Raw genomic sequence first — 16,993 nt, 5'->3', positions numbered from 1 at the left:
TTGTCTGCTCCTTTTTTGCAATAGCTTTTGATATTTAAGCATTTGCTGTGTATGAATAGCTATACGGCTTAACTATTACTACCAGCCATTTTCTCTGTATCCACAGCATCATCTATGGTCACTACTGTCTGTAGCATATCGATCGCTTCGCTGATGGTATTACACACCACTAGACGGTCTAAATCTTCCTGCTTCATAAAGCCTTGCTCAGTGGTATATTTCAAATGCTCAATCATACGGTCATAAAAACCATTGATATTCAGAATGATCATTGGTTTTTCGTGCTGGTACAATTGACGCCACGTGGCGATTTCCATAATCTCTTCTAACGTTCCTAGCCCCCCTGGTAGCGTAATAAAGGCATCGGCATACTCTGCCATGACGGTCTTACGCGTGTGCATAGTGTCAGTCAAATGCAAGCGAGTCAGCTGCTCATGAGCGATTTCGTGTTTGAGCATAAAGGTTGGAATCACGCCCACTGCTTGCGCGCCGCCATTGATTACTTCATCCGCAACTGCGCCCATCAGACCGATACTAGCGCCACCATATACTAGCCCCATGCCATTGTTTGCCAAGGCGCTGCCGAGCTCGCGCGCCGCCTGTTCGTATACGTCACCATTACCCAAGCGTGAGCCGCAATACACAGCCACGAGCGGCATTGATAGGGCAGACTTGTCGACTGCTTTTTCAATATTTGTAATGTCTTTGCTCGTGATTACGTCATAAGTGTCATCGTTGATTTTCATTTGCATATAGCTTCCTTAATTACCTGTCAGTTTTTATTGAGTGCTTGTTATTAGTGAAGGCTGCATACCGACACCTATCATTTATATTGTCATGCACATGATTCATAAGACAAACTCAACCAAGCTATATAAAACTTGGAAGTCATATTTGAGCAACTGTCTTGCAAGCATTTATCTTAACATAAGCAATGCTACCACATAGTCACAACGATTTATCACTACGCAACAACTACACTTTCAAGATGCGCATTTATTGTTCATCATAGTTCGATATTCATTATCTACTAATAAAAATACTAAGGTATACCCATGGATAATCATAACGCCTCTCATACTGCCGAGCCATCAAGCTCTATGGTTAATAACAATCTCACTCATAAAAGTAATGTGCATGACGCGAGCAATATTGACACTTACTCATTAAGCATCATGACCGATCGCAACCAAGCATTGGCAGCCACTGTCTATCGCCCTAAAGATGCGACAAAAAAAGCTATCATGATGGCACCCGCCACAGGTATTAAGCGCCACTTTTATCATAATTTTGCGACCTACCTAGCAGAAAGCGGCTTCGGGGTGCTGACCTTTGATAATGAAGGAATCGGTGAGTCACTATCGACCGATCTGGCAAAATGTAGCGCTTCCTTGATCAGTTGGGGTCGCCACGACATGCCAGCTGTACTTGACGCCTTACAAGATGAGTTTCCTGATGCCTCTTATCATCTTATCGGTCATAGCGCAGGTGGTCAGCTCATCGGCTTGATGCCCAACTATCAGGCGATTGGCTCAGTGTTCAATGTCGCTTGCTCGTCAGGGCGTATCAAAAATATGGGCATGCCCTATAAACTCAAAGCCATGGGTTTTATGGATGCGTTTATTCCATTCACTAATTTAACACTAGGCTATACGCCGTCAGACAAAATCGGTATGGGTGAGCCACTGCCACGCGGCGTGGCTCGTCAATGGCGTGAATGGTGCAATGGCGCGGGCTATATCAAAACCGCATTTGGCAAAAGCATACATACGCATTTCTATGATGAGCTCAGCATGCCAGCACTATGGCTTGGCTTTAGCGATGATGATATCGCCAACAGTGAAAATATGGACGATATGATAAGGGTATTTACAAAAATGCCCGTCGAAAAGCGATTCTTAGACCCTGAAGATTTTGGACTAAATCATATCGGTCATATGCGCTATTTTAGCAGTAAGACCAATATCAAAGCACCGCAGCTATGGCAGATGGCGGTGACATGGTTGCACGAACAGCCATAAGCTTATCGTCATGTAGCCCCTTATATATTAGCTACGTAACAACTCAGATTACTTTTCTGCGTTTTCTGCTTCATCTAGTTTTAAGCGTTTAGTCAGTGCCGAATACAGGGATGGCTGCATATTATGAATATTGCCTATCATCCATTTAACATAGCTGATAGGCACGTCCTTGATCGGCTTGCCTTTATGCTTACCAAACGGCATTTTGCTCACAGGAGTCGCTTTATTGGAGATAGCATGTGCTGCTGCAAAATCTGTCGGCGCAATTTCTAGACGCTCGCAGCATGCTTGATACAGCAGATAGCACATTCGAGCATCGCCAAGCGCGTCATGAGCGGCAATTGTCATTGCACTCGCCTCACCTTTGCCCAATAACTTCTCGATACACTTGGACTGACCGTAAGCACGCCATTCTGGAAAGGCTGCCCGCGCAAGTCTCACCGTACAAATCAGCTTAGCAGAAGGACTGCCAATCACTCGCCAATCAAAACGTACGTTATGACCAATCAAGTACTCCGGTAATTCAAACTGCTCCAACTCAAAACGCTCAAGTCCAGCCACATCATCATCGGTAATACCATGCACCTTTATGACAATGGGTGAAATAGATCGACCACTGTTAAAGTATTTCATCCACTCAAAACCAGTTGCTACATTGATAGTTGCAACTTGGATAGGTCTGGGGTCACTACCCTGATCTGTTTCGGTATCGATAACCAACGCCGTTTCGCGCGTGGCAGAAATATCAGCAGGCTTAAAAGCATCATTCATAAAGTATTAACCATCAGTAGCAACTGTCTATGCTCAGCAGAAATGTTAAGTAGATAAAACTGTATTTGCTGTCTACATCCTTAACCATAAGAATATCTATGGGGGTAAAAACGATAGATAACAATGCGATACATACGTTATCAGACGAAGCTTTTATAATAAAAACTCAAATGACATAAAATATATATGAGACATCAATGCTAGCAGATGGAAATAACCAACCTCCCAGACCTTCTTTTTTCAGTCGTCTAATAAGCCTATTGATTAAGGCTGTCGTATTGCTAGCACTGTTATTTGTCTTCGATAAGCTACTACCTAGTATTAGCCAACAGACGCAGTCATTTGTGGTTGCCAAATGGCAACAATTAAGTCTATTGCAACAAGAGCTGCCGACCGAAAACAGCTTGCCCAATCCACTACCAGAACGAGACCTGACAGACACTTGGGGCGCGGCACGTAGCCAAGGCCGCTCCCACGAAGGCATCGATATCTTTGCACCGCGCAATACTCCCGTGCAGTCGACTACGCAAGGTGTGGTAAGCAAGGTTGGTGAAAACACATTGGGTGGGCGCGTGGTCGTGGTGGTAGGGCCTGGTGGTGCAGGACATTACTATGCTCATCTAGAAGACTATGCTGACATCTCTCCCAATGACTGGGTCAATCAGGGCGATGTAATAGGTTATGTGGGTGATAGCGGTAATGCAAAAGGGACACCGACACACGTACATTATGGTATCTATATTAATGGCAGTGCGGTCAATCCTTATCCGCTTTTGCAAAAGGATTAACGAATACAGAAAAGTATGTCGTTAACCTAATTTGAAATAATGATAGGTTTAGATTAATCAAAAAACTTAAGCCGAAAAAACAACGCTAATATAAGCCAGAAATTGTATTAATTGGCTGTGACAGATCTGACATAATTTGAAGGGAATACCACACTAAATGTCGACCCTTCCCCTTCTACTGAATCGATTTGCAATTGCGCTTCGTGTTGGTGCAGTACGTGTTTTACAATCGCTAACCCCAATCCTGTACCACCTGTTGCACGGCTACGACCTTTGTCGATACGATAGAAACGCTCTGTCAAACGGGCGATATGCTCTGACGCAATACCGATCCCATCATCTTCGACCGCGAAACGGCAGCCATCAGACGTCCTTGTCCAACTGATAGTGATATTGCCACCCTTTGGCGTATATTTGATCGCATTGATTACTAGATTGGATAGCGCACTATTCAAGTACATCTCTGACCCATACAGCCCATCATACGTATCTATATGCAAATGAATGATATGTTTGTACGCTTGGTTGTAGGCCTGTGCATCGTCATAGATATTGGTTAGTAGCTTAGTCATATCTATATAATGCAGCTCGTGTGACTCTTCGATTTCAATCTTAGAGAGTAGCAGTAAGTCGTTCACGATTCTGTTCATACGGGCTGTTTGCTGCGTCATCAGCTCAAAACCGCGACGCCATTGCGGCGGCATATCTGGCTGATCGGAGAAATTTTCCAGATAGCCCATCATCACAGTTAACGGTGTTCTAAGCTCATGCGAGACATTCGCCACAAAATCCTGACGCATTTGCTCTAAGTGCCGCAGGCGAGTCACGTCATATACAAACAGCAATTTTTCATCGCCAAAAGGGGTCAATTCGCACTTTAAGTAGCGACTAGGATCTCGCCATGATTCTATATGGACGCCATCGTTAGGTATCGTTGTACCTTCATAGTACTGGCGGAACTCAGGTACAGTAATAAAGTCAAAAATGTTCTGACCTTTATCTTCTGGCTGTAGCAGCAATAAGTCTTGTGCCGCCTGATTCCACCATTCTAGACCATCATTGTTGTTGAGCAAAATCACTGCATCGCGCAGGGCTCGTAGTGCACTGCCGATTTTTTTGAGTTGCTCTGCTGTACTTTGAGTAGATATTTGCTCTAGTAGAGCTGATTGCTCACGTTGTGCTGGCGCTATCTTGTCCATTTTTTATCCTTACCACTATCCGCGGCCTTTATATCGCTGCGGCATTATTTGTACAAGATTAACTTGGCTCAATCAGGCTAGAAAAACGGTAGCCTGTTCCACGTACCGTCTGTATCAATGTATCACAGTCATAAGGTCGCAGTAATTTACGTAGACGTTTGATATGCACATCGATGGTTCGGTCTTCGATATATACATTGCCGCCCCATACCTGATCGAGCAGCTGCGTTCGTGTATAGGCGCGCTCAGGGTGACTCATAAAAAATGCTAATAGGCGATACTCTGTGGGCCCAACATCAACGATTTTACCTGCAGCTGTCACGCGCTGACTCTTAGTATCTAGACTTAACTGTCCAATTTCGATAGGTTTATCGCTACTCATAGCACTACTGCGGCGTAGTACGGCTTTGATTCTGGAGATCAATTCACGAGTCGAAAAAGGCTTGGTCATATAATCATCTGCACCTGCATCAAGACCATGCACCTTACTGTCCTCTTCACTTTTTGCCGTTAGCATAATGACTGGTATTTCAGAGAGCAGCTCATCATTTTTTAGCATGCGACAAAAATCCACACCGCTCTTGTCACCCGGCAACATCCAGTCTAACAGTATCAGTGATGGTCTATGATCGACCACCTGCTGATGCGCCTCTGATACGTCAGCCGCTTGTAAGCTATCAAACCCAGCCATCTCTAGCGTCATGACAACCATTTCACGAATCGCAGGCTCATCTTCAACAATCAAAATTTGCTCATTATACATAGGACATTCTCGGTGTTAGAGGACAAAATCTAGCATGTAAAAAGGCGATATATACTCACCAGTCTCTACCTATTAAACGGATTAATTATGACAGCTTGATGACACTCTAAAATCAGATTTCTAGTAAAAAATTGAGCGGCCCATCATTGACGCTCGACACTTGCATATCAGCACCAAACTGACCAGTTGCCACATTTGGATGCTTAGTTTTGGCATAGTCGACCAGTTGTTCAAATAATGCTTGTGCCGCAGCTGGTGCCATCGCACCACCAAAGTCTGGTCGGCGACCTTTGTCTGTTTTTGCCATCAAGGTAAATTGTGAAACTAATAATAGCCCACCAGCAACCTGCTGAACGTTTTTATCCAGTTTACCAAATTTGGCCGGATCATCGTCATTTTCAAAAATGCGATAGGTCAATATTTTGTCAATCATACGCTGGGCAGCGGCGAAATCGTCTTCATGCCCTAAGCCAATATATGCCAACACCCCATGTTCAATCTCGCCAATACACTGCTGATCGACGACCACACTAGCGTGCTTCACCCGTTGTATGAGTGCTTTCATTTACTGATTCCTTAACAGATTATGGCCATACAATAATATGCTGTCCATGATAAAATACCGTCATTAACTTAACTATTATTAGGGCGTGTTTGATATTCACAAATAGGTACTGCGGATCGCTAAAACTGTTCCAGACAAGGCGTAAAACGACGATAATGCTCATGCCCTATCTAGATTTACAACGTAGTATGGCGCAATTTTAGCCACTGTCAGTGCCATGGTCGAATTTCCAACACGCCCCTATTACATTACACCTTATTTTGGTAGCCTTATTATGAATGTATTTACCACCTTACAACAGCTTGTGCCGCAGCAAAAGCTCAGTAAAGTCGCTGGACGTTTGGCCGCCAGTCGCCATCCTTATGTCAAACGCACCTTTATCCGTAGCTTTGCCAAAGCTTATAATATCAGCTTAGACGAGTACGAACGCCAAAGCCTTAACGCTTATGAAAGTTTTAATGACTTTTTTACCCGCGAGTTAAAAGAAGACGCTCGTACTATCGACGCCACTGCAAACGGTATCGTGAGTCCTGCGGACGGTATTATCTCTCAGCTAGGACAAATCGAAGACCACAAACTACTACAGGCAAAAGGTCGTCACTATGATGTCGGCCAACTACTTGCTGATAGTGAAGATGGCAGTTATTTCGCTGATGGTAGTTTTGCGACTATCTACTTGGCGCCTAGCAATTATCACCGTGTGCATATGCCATTTACTGGTACATTGACCAAGACTCGCTATGTACCTGGCACCCTGTTTTCGGTAAATAATACTACGGCTGCTAACGTGCCAGACTTGTTTGCACGTAATGAGCGTCTGGTCTGTATGTTTGATACCAAGTACGGCAAAGCAGCCGTTGTGATGGTTGGTGCTATGATCGTCGCTGGTATTGAAACTGTCGCCACTGGCAAGATTGCTCGTACTGACGACATATTCGAGTCTGATCATGACATGCAGTTTGCAGCAGGCGAAGAGCTTGGACGCTTCTATCTAGGCTCAACGGCTATCGTGGTATTACCAAAAGCAGCAAAGGCTGACTGGCTAGATAGTATGCAAGCCAACAGCATCGTGCAAATGGGTCAGTTGCTAGGAATGGCAAACGCTCAATAACATGTTTGTATAAAAGCACTTAAAATATCAGCCCAATTAAGCGTAAATCATCATGCTTAATTGGGCTTTTTTTATGCCTGCTACTTATGCAGATTTATGCGTCAATCAGCCAACCTTGCTGAGTTGCGTATGCAATATTATGTGAGAGCCAATCATGGATAGGAGGGAAGCTATCTTTGATAAATGCATGCGCACCTGCCACTTGCGAACGCGTGACACCAAGCTCAATCCACGTTTTACCATCGGTATTTAGATTGAGTAAAAACGGCAATAAGCGATCGACCACTCTGAGCAACTGGCTCTCTTTGCTACTTCCTGTTTCCTGCGCTTCCCAAACCTCGCTTAAATCACTAATACCATTGCCTCGCTCACGTTGCAATCTGGCAATGCCTGCACGCTCTTCGACGTGTGCATCAGTACGCGTATCGGCATATAAAAAAGTATCGCCCGCATCAATCTCGCCCAAATCATGAACCAATGCCATCTTCAGCAATTTTTCATAATTGACGTCTAGCGCAAATAATTCAGCAATCGACCAACAGGCCATCGCTAAATGCCAAGAGTGTTCGGCGGAGTTTTCTTTACGAGTGGTCTGTGTCACATAGCTGCGGCGATTCACGCGTTTGAGCGCATCTAACTCTAATAAGAAATGAGTGACATCGTCGATGTCGATATGTGAAGTAGATTCGGAATTAGTTAATGATATAGAGCTGACTTGCGACATTGATTTTCTCTGATTTTCTCTAGTTATTGGTTTTAACGCTTATAAGTTCTAGCGACTTTAAGTTTCATTGCTCAAGGTATTATAGTTAGTTTGATATCTAGCAATGGTCAAAAGACTATTACCGTTATCAAAAAAATAGCGCTTATTTTACCAAGCGCTATCTATTATAAGTTAGAAGATAAATGGTTAAATTGAATCTCTATTTATCCAAGTCTTTGAGCAACTAAGGCTTAAACCACCTACTTGATCAAATTAATAATGGTTTTAAACGCAGGATCTTCACTGCTACGGCATAGTTCAAACAAGATTGATTCGACAGTGCTGATTACCCCACCTGCACGGCGAATACGGCGAATTGCTTGCTTTTTGTCATAAGGAAAACGAGAACCCACTGCATCCCCAATAATGACAGGCTGCATACCATTATCCAATAAATCTAGTGCCGTTTGCATAATACAGACATGTGCCTCAGCACCAAAAAGCAACACGGTACTACGGTTCTGCTGCGCTAGATGGTGCCATGAATCATTGTTATCGCAGGCACTAAAGGTAACCTTTTCAAAGCTCTTGGCATTGTCTCCTTCGAGTACATCGCGCAGCTCTGGTAAGGTATCGCCCAATCCTTTTTTATATTGTTCATTGAGCATGATTGGAATATTGAGCGCTTGCAGCCCTTTAATCAAGGTAACGGTTTTTTTGACAATATTTTCGTGATCGTAGATATGCGGCGTTAAGCGCTCTTGCACATCGACAATCATTGCTTGGGTATTCTCACGAGCGATTCGATAGGTGCGATCATTAATCATAGTAGACATAGTACACTCCTTGTACGGCTGACAGTTGCAACTAAAAACTATTTTAGAATTATCATAAACAGTGCCATGGTTCATCTTTCTCTTATTTAGTCATAGTTTCATGAATGCGTCAATGGAGATAATTTTTAATCGCCGTAATACTCTATTTTTCGACTCCGTGATTTATTAGCTTACCAAACATTAATTTGATCCATAAAAAAACCTCCAGCCGTTATGACTAGAGGTTCTTCGTTAGCGAGTAGCTACTTATTGAATGTTCAAATAATCTTGTTTATATAAATAAGATTAAACACGCTCAATAATAGTAGCAATACCTTGGCCAAGACCAATACACATTGTCGCTAGACCGATTTCAGTATCTGACTGCTCCATTGCATTTAGCAATGTCACTGTGATACGAGCACCTGAACATCCTAGTGGATGACCTAGGGCAATGGCACCGCCGTTGATGTTAACGATGTCTTGCTTGTCAGATAGGTTCAGACCTTTTAATACTGATAGACCTTGAGCAGCAAACGCTTCGTTTAGCTCGATGGTTTGCATGTCATCGATACTCATGCCAGCACGCTTCAATGCTTTTTGGGTCGCAGGTACAGGACCATAACCCATGATAGCTGCATCACAACCAGCCACAGCCATACTACGGATACGGGCACGTGGCTTTAGACCTAGATCTTTGGCTTTTTGTGCGCTCATTACTAGCATTGCTGACGCACCGTCAGATAATGCAGATGACGTTGCCGCTGTTACTGTACCGCCTTTTGGATCAAACGCTGGACGTAGCTTTTGCATTTGCTCCATCGTTGCATCTGGACGAATCACTTCATCGACCGTACATAGTTGCAGACGGCCAGCAGCATCATGACCTTCGATACCGATGATTTCATTGTCAAAACGACCTTCAGTAGTTGCAGCCCATGCGCGGCGATGTGACTCAAGACCAAACGCGTCTTGCTCTTCGCGCGTGATGTTGTTCATACGACCTAACATTTCAGCAGTCAAGCCCATCATGTTTGATGCTTTTGCATAATGCTTAGAAGCAGCAGGGTTCAAATCAACACCGTGCATCATGCCAACGTGACCCATGTGCTCGACACCACCGATGATGAATACATCACCTTGGTTGGTCATGATTTGTGCAGCAGCAGTATGTAGTGCCTGCATAGAAGAACCACATAGACGGTTAACCGTTTGGCCACCAGCAGTCTTTGGGATACCAGCTAGCAAACCGATGTTACGACCGATGTTCAAGCCTTGCTCTAGTGTCTGGTTGACACAACCCCAGATAATGTCTTCGATATCATTGGTATCAAAGTCATTACGTTCTACTAGCGCACGTACTAGTTCCGCTGACATGCTATCAGCACGTACATGACGGAACATACCGTTTTTGGTTTTGCCCATTGCCGAGCGCACGCCATCTACGATGACCACATCTTTTGGACTTAAAGTTGTCATACCATATTCCTTTTCAATTTTTATTGTCAGTGTAGTCAGCTCAATTTATGACTATTACCTCATTAATCTCGCTCAAAGTACAATAGGTACATTTGCGCTTGATTTACTCGTACTAGCATTAAACCGAACCAACTATAATCGTACGTTCGCTATTGGAGACGATTCATGTCTCAATTGCTTTCATGCAAAATAGCAAACGTACTGCACTTCATCCTAGTAATGACTGACTATTACGCTGTTGCGTAAAAAGTCTCGCCTGCGGCTGCCATGTCGCGAATCTTTTGTGGCGCTTCATAAGCTTTGCCAAGATGTGCGTATTTTTCACATAGTGCCAAGTAGTTATCTAGACCCATTTGGTCGACATAACGGCATGGGCCACCACGGAATGGAGGGAAACCTACGCCCATAATCATCGCCATATCGGCCTCGCTTGGTGTGCTTACGATGTTGTCTTCTAGGCAGCGAACGGTTTCGTTGCAGAAGGCAATCATAGTGCGATCGATGATTGCTTGATCGTCAAACGTTTGCTTTTCGCTGTCAGTCGTGGCTTTTAGCAGCTCGTAAGTGGCTTCATCAGCAACTTTCTTTGGCTTGCCGCGCTTGTCCATTTCGTACTTATAGAAACCGATACCGTTTTTCTGACCTAGACGCTCATTGTCATATAGATGTTGGATAGCACCTTTATAATCCGGCTTCATGCGATCAGGGAAACCATCAGCCATCACTGCTGCGCCATGTACACCTGTATCTAGACCGACTACGTCGATTAGGTATGCAGGGCCCATTGGCCAGCCGAATTTTTCCATAACTTTATCGACATGAGCAAAGTCAGCACCTTGCTTCAGTAGCAAGTCAAACGCGCCAAAGTATGGGAACAATACACGGTTTACCAAGAAACCTGGGCAGTCGTTAACCACTACTGGCACTTTACCCATTTTAGAAGCAAGGGCAACAGTAGTCGCGATAGCTTCTTCAGATGATTTCTCACCGCGGATAACTTCTACCAATGGCATACGATGTACTGGGTTGAAGAAATGCATACCGACGAAGTTTTCTGGACGCTCAAGCGCTTCTGCTAGGAACGTAATAGAGATAGTCGAGGTGTTTGACGCTAGGATACAGTCGTTTTTTACCAAGCCTTCTACTTCTTTTAGTACCGCACGCTTCACGTTTGGATTTTCTACGACCGCTTCGATAACGATATCAGTCTCAGCAAAATCACCGTAGTTCAAAGTAGGACGGATACGGCTTAAGGTTTCACCCATTTTTGCTGGGGTCATCTTGCCGCGTTCTACCATTTTGCCAAGCAGTTTGCTCGCTTCACCCATACCAAGGTCTAATTGCTCAGACTTGATATCTTTCATGATGATTGGCAAGCCTTTGCTGGCTGCTTGATAAGCAATACCGCCACCCATGATACCAGCGCCTAGTACAGCGGCTTCACTGATGTCATGTGCTTGTTTGCTGTGTTTTTTGGCCAGTTTTTTGACTAGCTGATCATTTAAGAATAGACCAACCAAGCTCTCTGCTTGTGGCGTCTTAGCCGCTTTAGCAAAACCAGCAGCTTCTACTTCGATCGCTTTGTCACGTGATAAATTAACGTGCTTTTCAATCGTTTCGATAGCGATTGCTGGTGCTGGGTATTGCTTAGGATTCGCTTTAGCGAAAATAGCACCTTTGGCACTGTTGAACGCCATTGCTTGCTCAAGCTGGTTTAGCTTAACTGGAGCCAGTTTTTCTTCACGTTTTGCTTTCCAATCAAGCTCACCTGAGATACATTTTTTGACTAGGTCAATTGCGGCATCTTGCAAGTCATCAGCAGGTACAGTCGCGTCAACCAAGCCTAGCTTCAATGCTGCCAATGCTTTCTTTGGGCTACCAGTCGCGATCAGCTCAAGTGCGTTATCGATACCGATGATACGCGTACTACGAACTGTACCGCCGAAACCTGGGAAGATGCCTAGCTGAGTTTCTGGCAGACCGATGATCGCTTTGTCACTCATGACACGGTATTCACAAACCAAAGTCATTTCACAACCGCCGCCCATCGCCGCGCCATTGATAGCCGCAACTTTAGGGAATGGTAGGTCTTCAAAACGATTGAAAGCGTCATTAACATGAACGACCCAATCTTTGATCTCGCTTTCTGATTTTTTGAAAGAACCGACGAATTCTGTGATATCAGCACCAGCGATAAACACGCCTTTGGCTGAAGTAACGATAAGACCTTTTACGTTGTCGGCTTTTTCTAACGCACTAACTGCTTCACCAAACTGTTTGTTGGTTTCGGCATCAAATTTGTTCACGCTCTCATTTTCGGCGTTGTACTGCATGTTGGCGATGCCATCCTCTAGCATTGTCACCGTGATGCGATTTCCTTGGTATACCATTTGAAACTCCTTTCTATATAACGAAAGCTACGTTTTGAATTAAAATAAATAGCCAGTTACTGTTAGTAAAATGGGTAATAGCACTGTGCGCTTGTCATGTTATAAAGACAAACATATAACCAGCTCACAAGTGAAGATGTCTTTATTATCCAGCGCTCATCATGATGCACGTATTTTGCGTCTCTTGCATGACATCATATGACGCTTCATTTATATACTGCTGTTGCAAGTACTGATGTTCAAAATATTGACTGAGACTTGGTCTAACACTCGGTATCGACGATTGAACATCCTGAGAAAAAACCCAGTAGGGTCACCATCAGACCATTTTCACGTCAATTAGTGTAGGGGATTATGCACCTAACTGTCACAAGCTAATACCATACTCGCAAGTCACTCTTAAATCACTTGCAGGCATTTACCTTACGATAAAAGTGTTTTAGTGAATAAATGTATACTGAATTGTTAATTTAGATTTATTTCGTGTTGTTGGCTCAACGAATGCCATCTTTGGAACGATAGTCCGTTGGTGCTATCTAATAAGTGCCAATTGATCGATGCTACTTGGTCAGTGCTAACTATTCAGTGTCAGCATTCAGTACCACTTTTCTACGGTAATAAGATTAACGTGCCAGCCTAGCTTGCTCTTTTATCAGAACATATTCAACCAGAGAGTGACATCATCCATCGGTAACGAAATCTTGTCGTTATATTGCAGCTAAAACTGCTCTATTTTCGAATAGACTTCGGCAGAAAAACGCAAAAAACAATCAATTGATACCGTGTGTCACATAAGCGATATGACCTATCATGCTACACTAATAGCGTTTTTACCTTATCCCTAATAAGTTTTACTGTATCCCTGATAAATGGTTGGATTATGACTGTTTCCCTTACTTCTAGCACTACCTGTACTGGCGTTATCCCTTTTGACTTTGTTTCCTTTCAAAGCACTGAGCAGTTTCATGGTGCTGTGCGCGAGCAATTGGCGCAAGATATCGAAGTCTTGTTTGCTTATGCCAAGCTCCCTAGCCCGCTAGTAGATGCCTGCCGTTATGTGATGACAGGTCAAGGCAAACTGGTACGCCCACTGATGGTTGCCAGCGCTTTTGCCAGTATTAATAGCAGTGATAATGAACGTATAGACGAACCTAATGATGACATTGATACTCTCGATGCTGATCTAGACACGCTACTAGAAAACGACTCAGACTATGATATGTCGCGCCGTGCTGCATTGGCGGTAGAACTGCTGCATACTTATTCGTTGGTACATGATGATTTGCCGTGTATGGACGATGATGAGCTGCGCCGTGGGCAGCCGACCGCGCATATAGCCTTTGATGAAGCGACGGCTCTGCTAGCAGGAGATGTATTGCAGACGCTAGCCTTTGAAGTATTGACCGCGGAGATGCCAACCTTTGCACCATTCGATGCAGCCATCGCAAGTCAGCTTATGGCAATATTTGCGCCGCGCGCCAGACGCATGGTGTCAGGTCAAATGCTAGACCTCAATGCCGAAGCCAGTGCCAATATCGCGCAGGATGATTTAGAAGCCATTCACCGTGACAAGACAGGGGCGTTGATAGAAGCGGCGATGCTCATGGGCGGCGTCTGTGCTGGTGCAACGGCTCCACAGCGCATGGCACTACAAGAGTGCGCGCAACATATCGGTCTTGCCTTTCAAGTCCAAGACGATGTGCTAGACGTCACCATGACGACTGATACACTTGGTAAGCCTGCAGGTAGCGATGAAAAACTCGACAAATCTACCTATGTAAAACTAATGGGTGTCGATGACGCGACTAGCTATGCGCAATCACTATTTAATGACGGACGTGCAGCTATTTCTCATGAACTATATAGTCGTGAGCTTAGCGACAATGAATATGCCGTTGGTACAGACAATGATGCGCTACTTGCACTGATTGAATGGCTCTGGTCACGTAAAAAATAGCTTGTCGAATAGCAGCTGATAACAGATATCGTAGTAAATTTCATTACCCAAAACGGCAGTGAGTGGTCAACATGGACAGTTCCCCTACCCCGCGCATTTACCTTGGCACTGGTGGCTATAGCGATACCGACTTGCTCGGTACACTGTATCCCACCGGTACCAAAAAGACCGATTTCTTACGTGAATACGCCAAGCAATACGGCGCAGTCGAAATCAATAGTACCTTTTATGCGCCCATCGGACAAAAAGCCTTTGCTGGGATGGTTGATAAAGCTTATGTACAAGCTGAAAGCGAGTTGAAGTTCGCCGTCAAACTGCATCAAGACTTTACTCATGCACGCAAAGGCACTGCCGAACATGCACAAGCATTTCTAAACGCCTTATCTCCACTTATCGAAGCAAATGCTTTAGCACCTTTATTACTGCAGTTCCCACACGGCTTTGATCGTACTCGTGAGCATCGACTCTATTTAGCCAATCTCGTCAGTTGGTTTCAAGACTATCCACTCGCCATTGAGTTTCGTCATAACGGCTGGCACACACCGCAAGTGGTTGATAGCTTTCGGCAGCAAGGACTCATTTGGTGTAGCGTCGATTACCCCAAGGTTAGCGGATTACCGCCGTCACGATTGATATTCACTGAACGCACTGGCTATCTACGTATGCATGGCAATAACCTAAACTGGTGGGATGCGATGAGTGCGGCTGATCGCCATGATTATCGCTATAGCGAAGCTGAGATGCAGGACTGGGCACAAGCGATTGCCAATCAGCGTCAACATTTTGATACGCTCTATATTTTCTTTCAAAACACTGTAAATGCACACGCCTATTATAATATCGTGATGCTGCGAGAAGCGTTGGGTAAGTTTGGGTTTGAGGTTTCGTGAATGTACGGTGAATATATAGGAGTAACATTATTGACAGAGCTCAAAAACATCTAAGGAGAATGTGAATATTTACTGCTCTTGTTTAACGTTGCATAAAAAAATCAAAAACTTTTATCTATTTTTACAAAGGCTATGCTGTTACTACGCTCATAAAGTGACAAATTACTATCAATTTTCTGGTACTCATAGTTTAATTTTGGTGTGAACCCTTTCCAACTAAGTTTTCTATGTCCTAGGGTTGTACTAAATTGGTATTCATCATCTTTACGTTTTTCACCATAAAAGAAATTATCTGCTTTAAAATCTCGCTGAGCGTAACGCAAACTACTTCTCAAACTAATTTCATTCCCAGAGAATGCCATTCCGCCACGTATACCGTAACGATCTGACGACTCAGCCTGATCCTTCAAATCATCGCGCATCAAATCTGCACCCACATAAATTAGCCATCTAGGTTTTGGTTGGTAAAGCAAAATCCATGCGGTACTGTTAGTATGACCATTGTAATAATTGGCTAAGTCATCCCCTTCATAACGTTTTTGCAAGTGTGTGAAGCTACTAGATACTTGCCATTGGTCTGATATTTGTCGACTGTATTCTAAAGTCGCAGCATAGTTCTTATTATATCGACTCCCACCTAGCAAGTTTTGCTCGACCGTCGTTATAACACCCCATGATTGCTTGATATCTTTATAACGATAGCCTAAATTTGATTGCAATGTTAATTCACTATAGTCACTATTATCCCAATAGCTTACGCCGCCTAAGTCTACGTTTTTATAAATATAATGATTACCTTCAAGGTTTTTTTCTTGCGTAGCACCGATTTCATAACGTATACCGTGTGCGTCTTGCGGGAATGAGTCATCACTACGAATAAATGTAGCTTCACCAATCACTAATTCTTTTAAATCAGATGCCTGATTGACGTTGTCAGTGGATTCATAACTTAAGTTTAGCGTGGGCTGCCACTCTTGAGACTTTTTGATACTGCTTAATATCTGGCTAACCAGAGCTTGTAGCGCTGGTGCAAGATAGGGTTCAGCGGTCTCTAATTGTACCTTTGCTTCAGCATAACGCTTATCTTCATATAACATCATTGCCAAATCAAATCTTGGATAATATAGATCTGGTTGACGCTCTAGTAGTCTCTGATATAACGTAATGGCTTCTTTTTGGCGACCATAATGTCGATATAGTGCTCCTAATCCATAGTTGTATAAAATTGAATCGAAGTTTACAGTCGTACGATATTTAGCTAATAATTTTTCTAGTTTTTGCCAATCTTTACTGACAATAGCGAAATTAATGCTTTCTTCTAGACTGCTACCTTCTGCTAGTGGTGTAACATTTGGCGTATTAAGACTAGGTTGGTTAAGTAATAATTCTGGTTGTATTTGTGGTGTCTTTTCGAAGAACACAGTTTGGGTTGGTGGTGATTCTTGGGCTATGGCTGTGGTAGATAATGCGATGCAGCAGGCTGCATAGAGCTTTATTTTCATTATATTTTACCAATATGACGAAAAAACCGTTTGAAATAT

15 protein-coding genes are annotated in these 16,993 nt (G+C 43.7%); 5 read left to right on the top strand and 10 right to left on the bottom strand.

What is annotated here, in order from left to right:
- Positions 1–68 precede the first annotated feature (68 nt).
- Positions 69–752 carry an LOG family protein gene (locus ACTXGF_RS15215; RefSeq protein ID WP_057761780.1) on the bottom strand — a complete coding sequence of 228 codons (684 nt, stop codon included), beginning with the start codon at positions 750–752 and terminating at the stop codon, positions 69–71.
- 348 nt (positions 753–1,100) lie between these two features.
- Here ACTXGF_RS15215 and ACTXGF_RS15210 point away from each other — a divergent pair, with 348 nt between their 5' ends.
- A complete protein-coding gene (locus ACTXGF_RS15210) occupies positions 1,101–2,021 on the top strand; it encodes an alpha/beta hydrolase family protein (protein ID WP_443535571.1) in 921 nt (306 codons plus the stop codon).
- Positions 2,022–2,069: 48 nt separating this feature from the next.
- On the opposite strand, the gene ACTXGF_RS15205 is transcribed toward ACTXGF_RS15210, so the two are convergent.
- Positions 2,070–2,792: a putative quorum-sensing-regulated virulence factor gene (locus tag ACTXGF_RS15205; RefSeq protein ID WP_404693756.1), complete on the bottom strand. Its 723-nt coding sequence runs from the start codon at positions 2,790–2,792 to the stop codon at positions 2,070–2,072.
- A 197-nt stretch (positions 2,793–2,989) separates the two neighbouring features.
- On the opposite strand from ACTXGF_RS15205, the gene ACTXGF_RS15200 reads away from it, so the two are divergent.
- A complete protein-coding gene (locus tag ACTXGF_RS15200) occupies positions 2,990–3,580 on the top strand; it encodes a M23 family metallopeptidase (protein WP_404693757.1) in 591 nt (196 codons plus the stop codon).
- A gap of 107 nt (positions 3,581–3,687) precedes the next feature.
- Here the strand turns inward: ACTXGF_RS15200 and phoR are convergent, their stop codons facing one another.
- The 3 genes from phoR to dtd all read right to left on the bottom strand — a co-directional run bounded on the left by phoR (position 3,688) and on the right by dtd (position 6,107).
- A complete protein-coding gene (gene phoR / locus ACTXGF_RS15195; protein ID WP_101205334.1) occupies positions 3,688–4,779 on the bottom strand; it encodes a phosphate regulon sensor histidine kinase PhoR in 1,092 nt (363 codons plus the stop codon).
- Between the two features lie 58 nt (positions 4,780–4,837).
- Positions 4,838–5,542 carry a phosphate regulon transcriptional regulator PhoB gene (gene phoB / locus ACTXGF_RS15190; RefSeq protein ID WP_057761786.1) on the bottom strand — a complete coding sequence of 235 codons (705 nt, stop codon included), beginning with the start codon at positions 5,540–5,542 and terminating at the stop codon, positions 4,838–4,840.
- Positions 5,543–5,654: 112 nt separating this feature from the next.
- Positions 5,655–6,107 (bottom strand): D-aminoacyl-tRNA deacylase, encoded by a 453-nt coding sequence (gene dtd, locus ACTXGF_RS15185; RefSeq protein WP_404693758.1) that lies wholly within the window; start codon positions 6,105–6,107, stop codon positions 5,655–5,657.
- A gap of 274 nt (positions 6,108–6,381) precedes the next feature.
- Here dtd and asd point away from each other — a divergent pair, with 274 nt between their 5' ends.
- Positions 6,382–7,218 carry an archaetidylserine decarboxylase gene (asd, locus tag ACTXGF_RS15180; RefSeq protein ID WP_443535502.1) on the top strand — a complete coding sequence of 279 codons (837 nt, stop codon included), beginning with the start codon at positions 6,382–6,384 and terminating at the stop codon, positions 7,216–7,218.
- Between the two features lie 94 nt (positions 7,219–7,312).
- On the opposite strand, the gene ACTXGF_RS15175 is transcribed toward asd, so the two are convergent.
- The 4 genes from ACTXGF_RS15175 to fadB form a co-directional block, all read right to left on the bottom strand.
- Positions 7,313–7,942, bottom strand: coding sequence for an HD domain-containing protein (locus ACTXGF_RS15175; RefSeq protein ID WP_443535504.1), 630 nt, complete (start codon positions 7,940–7,942; stop codon positions 7,313–7,315).
- Positions 7,943–8,181: 239 nt separating this feature from the next.
- The gene (locus ACTXGF_RS15170; RefSeq protein ID WP_101205330.1) at positions 8,182–8,757 is read right to left on the bottom strand and encodes an isochorismatase family protein; all 576 of its coding nucleotides are present in this window, start codon (positions 8,755–8,757) and stop codon (positions 8,182–8,184) included.
- A gap of 285 nt (positions 8,758–9,042) precedes the next feature.
- Complete coding sequence (fadA, locus tag ACTXGF_RS15165) at positions 9,043–10,215, bottom strand: acetyl-CoA C-acyltransferase FadA (RefSeq protein WP_057761795.1); 1,173 nt, start codon at positions 10,213–10,215, stop codon at positions 9,043–9,045.
- 230 nt (positions 10,216–10,445) lie between these two features.
- Entirely contained in the window at positions 10,446–12,605 is a 2,160-nt protein-coding gene (fadB, locus tag ACTXGF_RS15160) for a fatty acid oxidation complex subunit alpha FadB (protein WP_443535507.1), read from the bottom strand.
- A gap of 880 nt (positions 12,606–13,485) precedes the next feature.
- Between fadB and ACTXGF_RS15155 the strand changes: the two genes are divergently transcribed.
- Positions 13,486–14,562, top strand: coding sequence for a polyprenyl synthetase family protein (locus tag ACTXGF_RS15155; RefSeq protein ID WP_443535509.1), 1,077 nt, complete (start codon positions 13,486–13,488; stop codon positions 14,560–14,562).
- 71 nt (positions 14,563–14,633) lie between these two features.
- The gene (locus ACTXGF_RS15150; RefSeq protein ID WP_443535511.1) at positions 14,634–15,452 is read left to right on the top strand and encodes a DUF72 domain-containing protein; all 819 of its coding nucleotides are present in this window, start codon (positions 14,634–14,636) and stop codon (positions 15,450–15,452) included.
- Positions 15,453–15,553: 101 nt separating this feature from the next.
- Here the strand turns inward: ACTXGF_RS15150 and ACTXGF_RS15145 are convergent, their stop codons facing one another.
- Positions 15,554–16,954, bottom strand: a complete 1,401-nt coding sequence (locus ACTXGF_RS15145) for a surface lipoprotein assembly modifier (RefSeq protein ID WP_443535512.1) — start codon at positions 16,952–16,954, stop codon at positions 15,554–15,556.
- Positions 16,955–16,993 lie beyond the last annotated feature (39 nt).

The organism is Psychrobacter sp. 1Y6 (genome assembly GCF_052258385.2).
GTDB lineage: Bacteria > Pseudomonadota > Gammaproteobacteria > Pseudomonadales > Moraxellaceae > Psychrobacter.
This window is presented reverse-complemented; position numbering and strand designations above follow the sequence as displayed.

Excerpts from the sequence above, each read along its gene's own strand:
- fadB (WP_443535507.1), bottom strand. The coding sequence starts at position 12,605 with ATGGTATACCAAGGAAATCGCATCACGGTGACAATGCTAGAGGATGGC.
- ACTXGF_RS15150 (WP_443535511.1), top strand. The coding sequence starts at position 14,634 with ATGGACAGTTCCCCTACCCCGCGCATTTACCTTGGCACTGGTGGCTAT.
- phoR (WP_101205334.1), bottom strand. The coding sequence starts at position 4,779 with ATGGACAAGATAGCGCCAGCACAACGTGAGCAATCAGCTCTACTAGAG.
- ACTXGF_RS15215 (WP_057761780.1), bottom strand. The coding sequence starts at position 752 with ATGCAAATGAAAATCAACGATGACACTTATGACGTAATCACGAGCAAA.
- ACTXGF_RS15200 (WP_404693757.1), top strand. The coding sequence starts at position 2,990 with ATGCTAGCAGATGGAAATAACCAACCTCCCAGACCTTCTTTTTTCAGT.
- ACTXGF_RS15155 (WP_443535509.1), top strand. The coding sequence starts at position 13,486 with ATGACTGTTTCCCTTACTTCTAGCACTACCTGTACTGGCGTTATCCCT.
- dtd (WP_404693758.1), bottom strand. The coding sequence starts at position 6,107 with ATGAAAGCACTCATACAACGGGTGAAGCACGCTAGTGTGGTCGTCGAT.
- ACTXGF_RS15210 (WP_443535571.1), top strand. The coding sequence starts at position 1,101 with ATGGTTAATAACAATCTCACTCATAAAAGTAATGTGCATGACGCGAGC.
- asd (WP_443535502.1), top strand. The coding sequence starts at position 6,382 with ATGAATGTATTTACCACCTTACAACAGCTTGTGCCGCAGCAAAAGCTC.
- ACTXGF_RS15175 (WP_443535504.1), bottom strand. The coding sequence starts at position 7,942 with ATGTCGCAAGTCAGCTCTATATCATTAACTAATTCCGAATCTACTTCA.
- ACTXGF_RS15170 (WP_101205330.1), bottom strand. The coding sequence starts at position 8,757 with ATGTCTACTATGATTAATGATCGCACCTATCGAATCGCTCGTGAGAAT.
- phoB (WP_057761786.1), bottom strand. The coding sequence starts at position 5,542 with ATGTATAATGAGCAAATTTTGATTGTTGAAGATGAGCCTGCGATTCGT.
- fadA (WP_057761795.1), bottom strand. The coding sequence starts at position 10,215 with ATGACAACTTTAAGTCCAAAAGATGTGGTCATCGTAGATGGCGTGCGC.
- ACTXGF_RS15205 (WP_404693756.1), bottom strand. The coding sequence starts at position 2,792 with ATGAATGATGCTTTTAAGCCTGCTGATATTTCTGCCACGCGCGAAACG.
- ACTXGF_RS15145 (WP_443535512.1), bottom strand. The coding sequence starts at position 16,954 with ATGAAAATAAAGCTCTATGCAGCCTGCTGCATCGCATTATCTACCACA.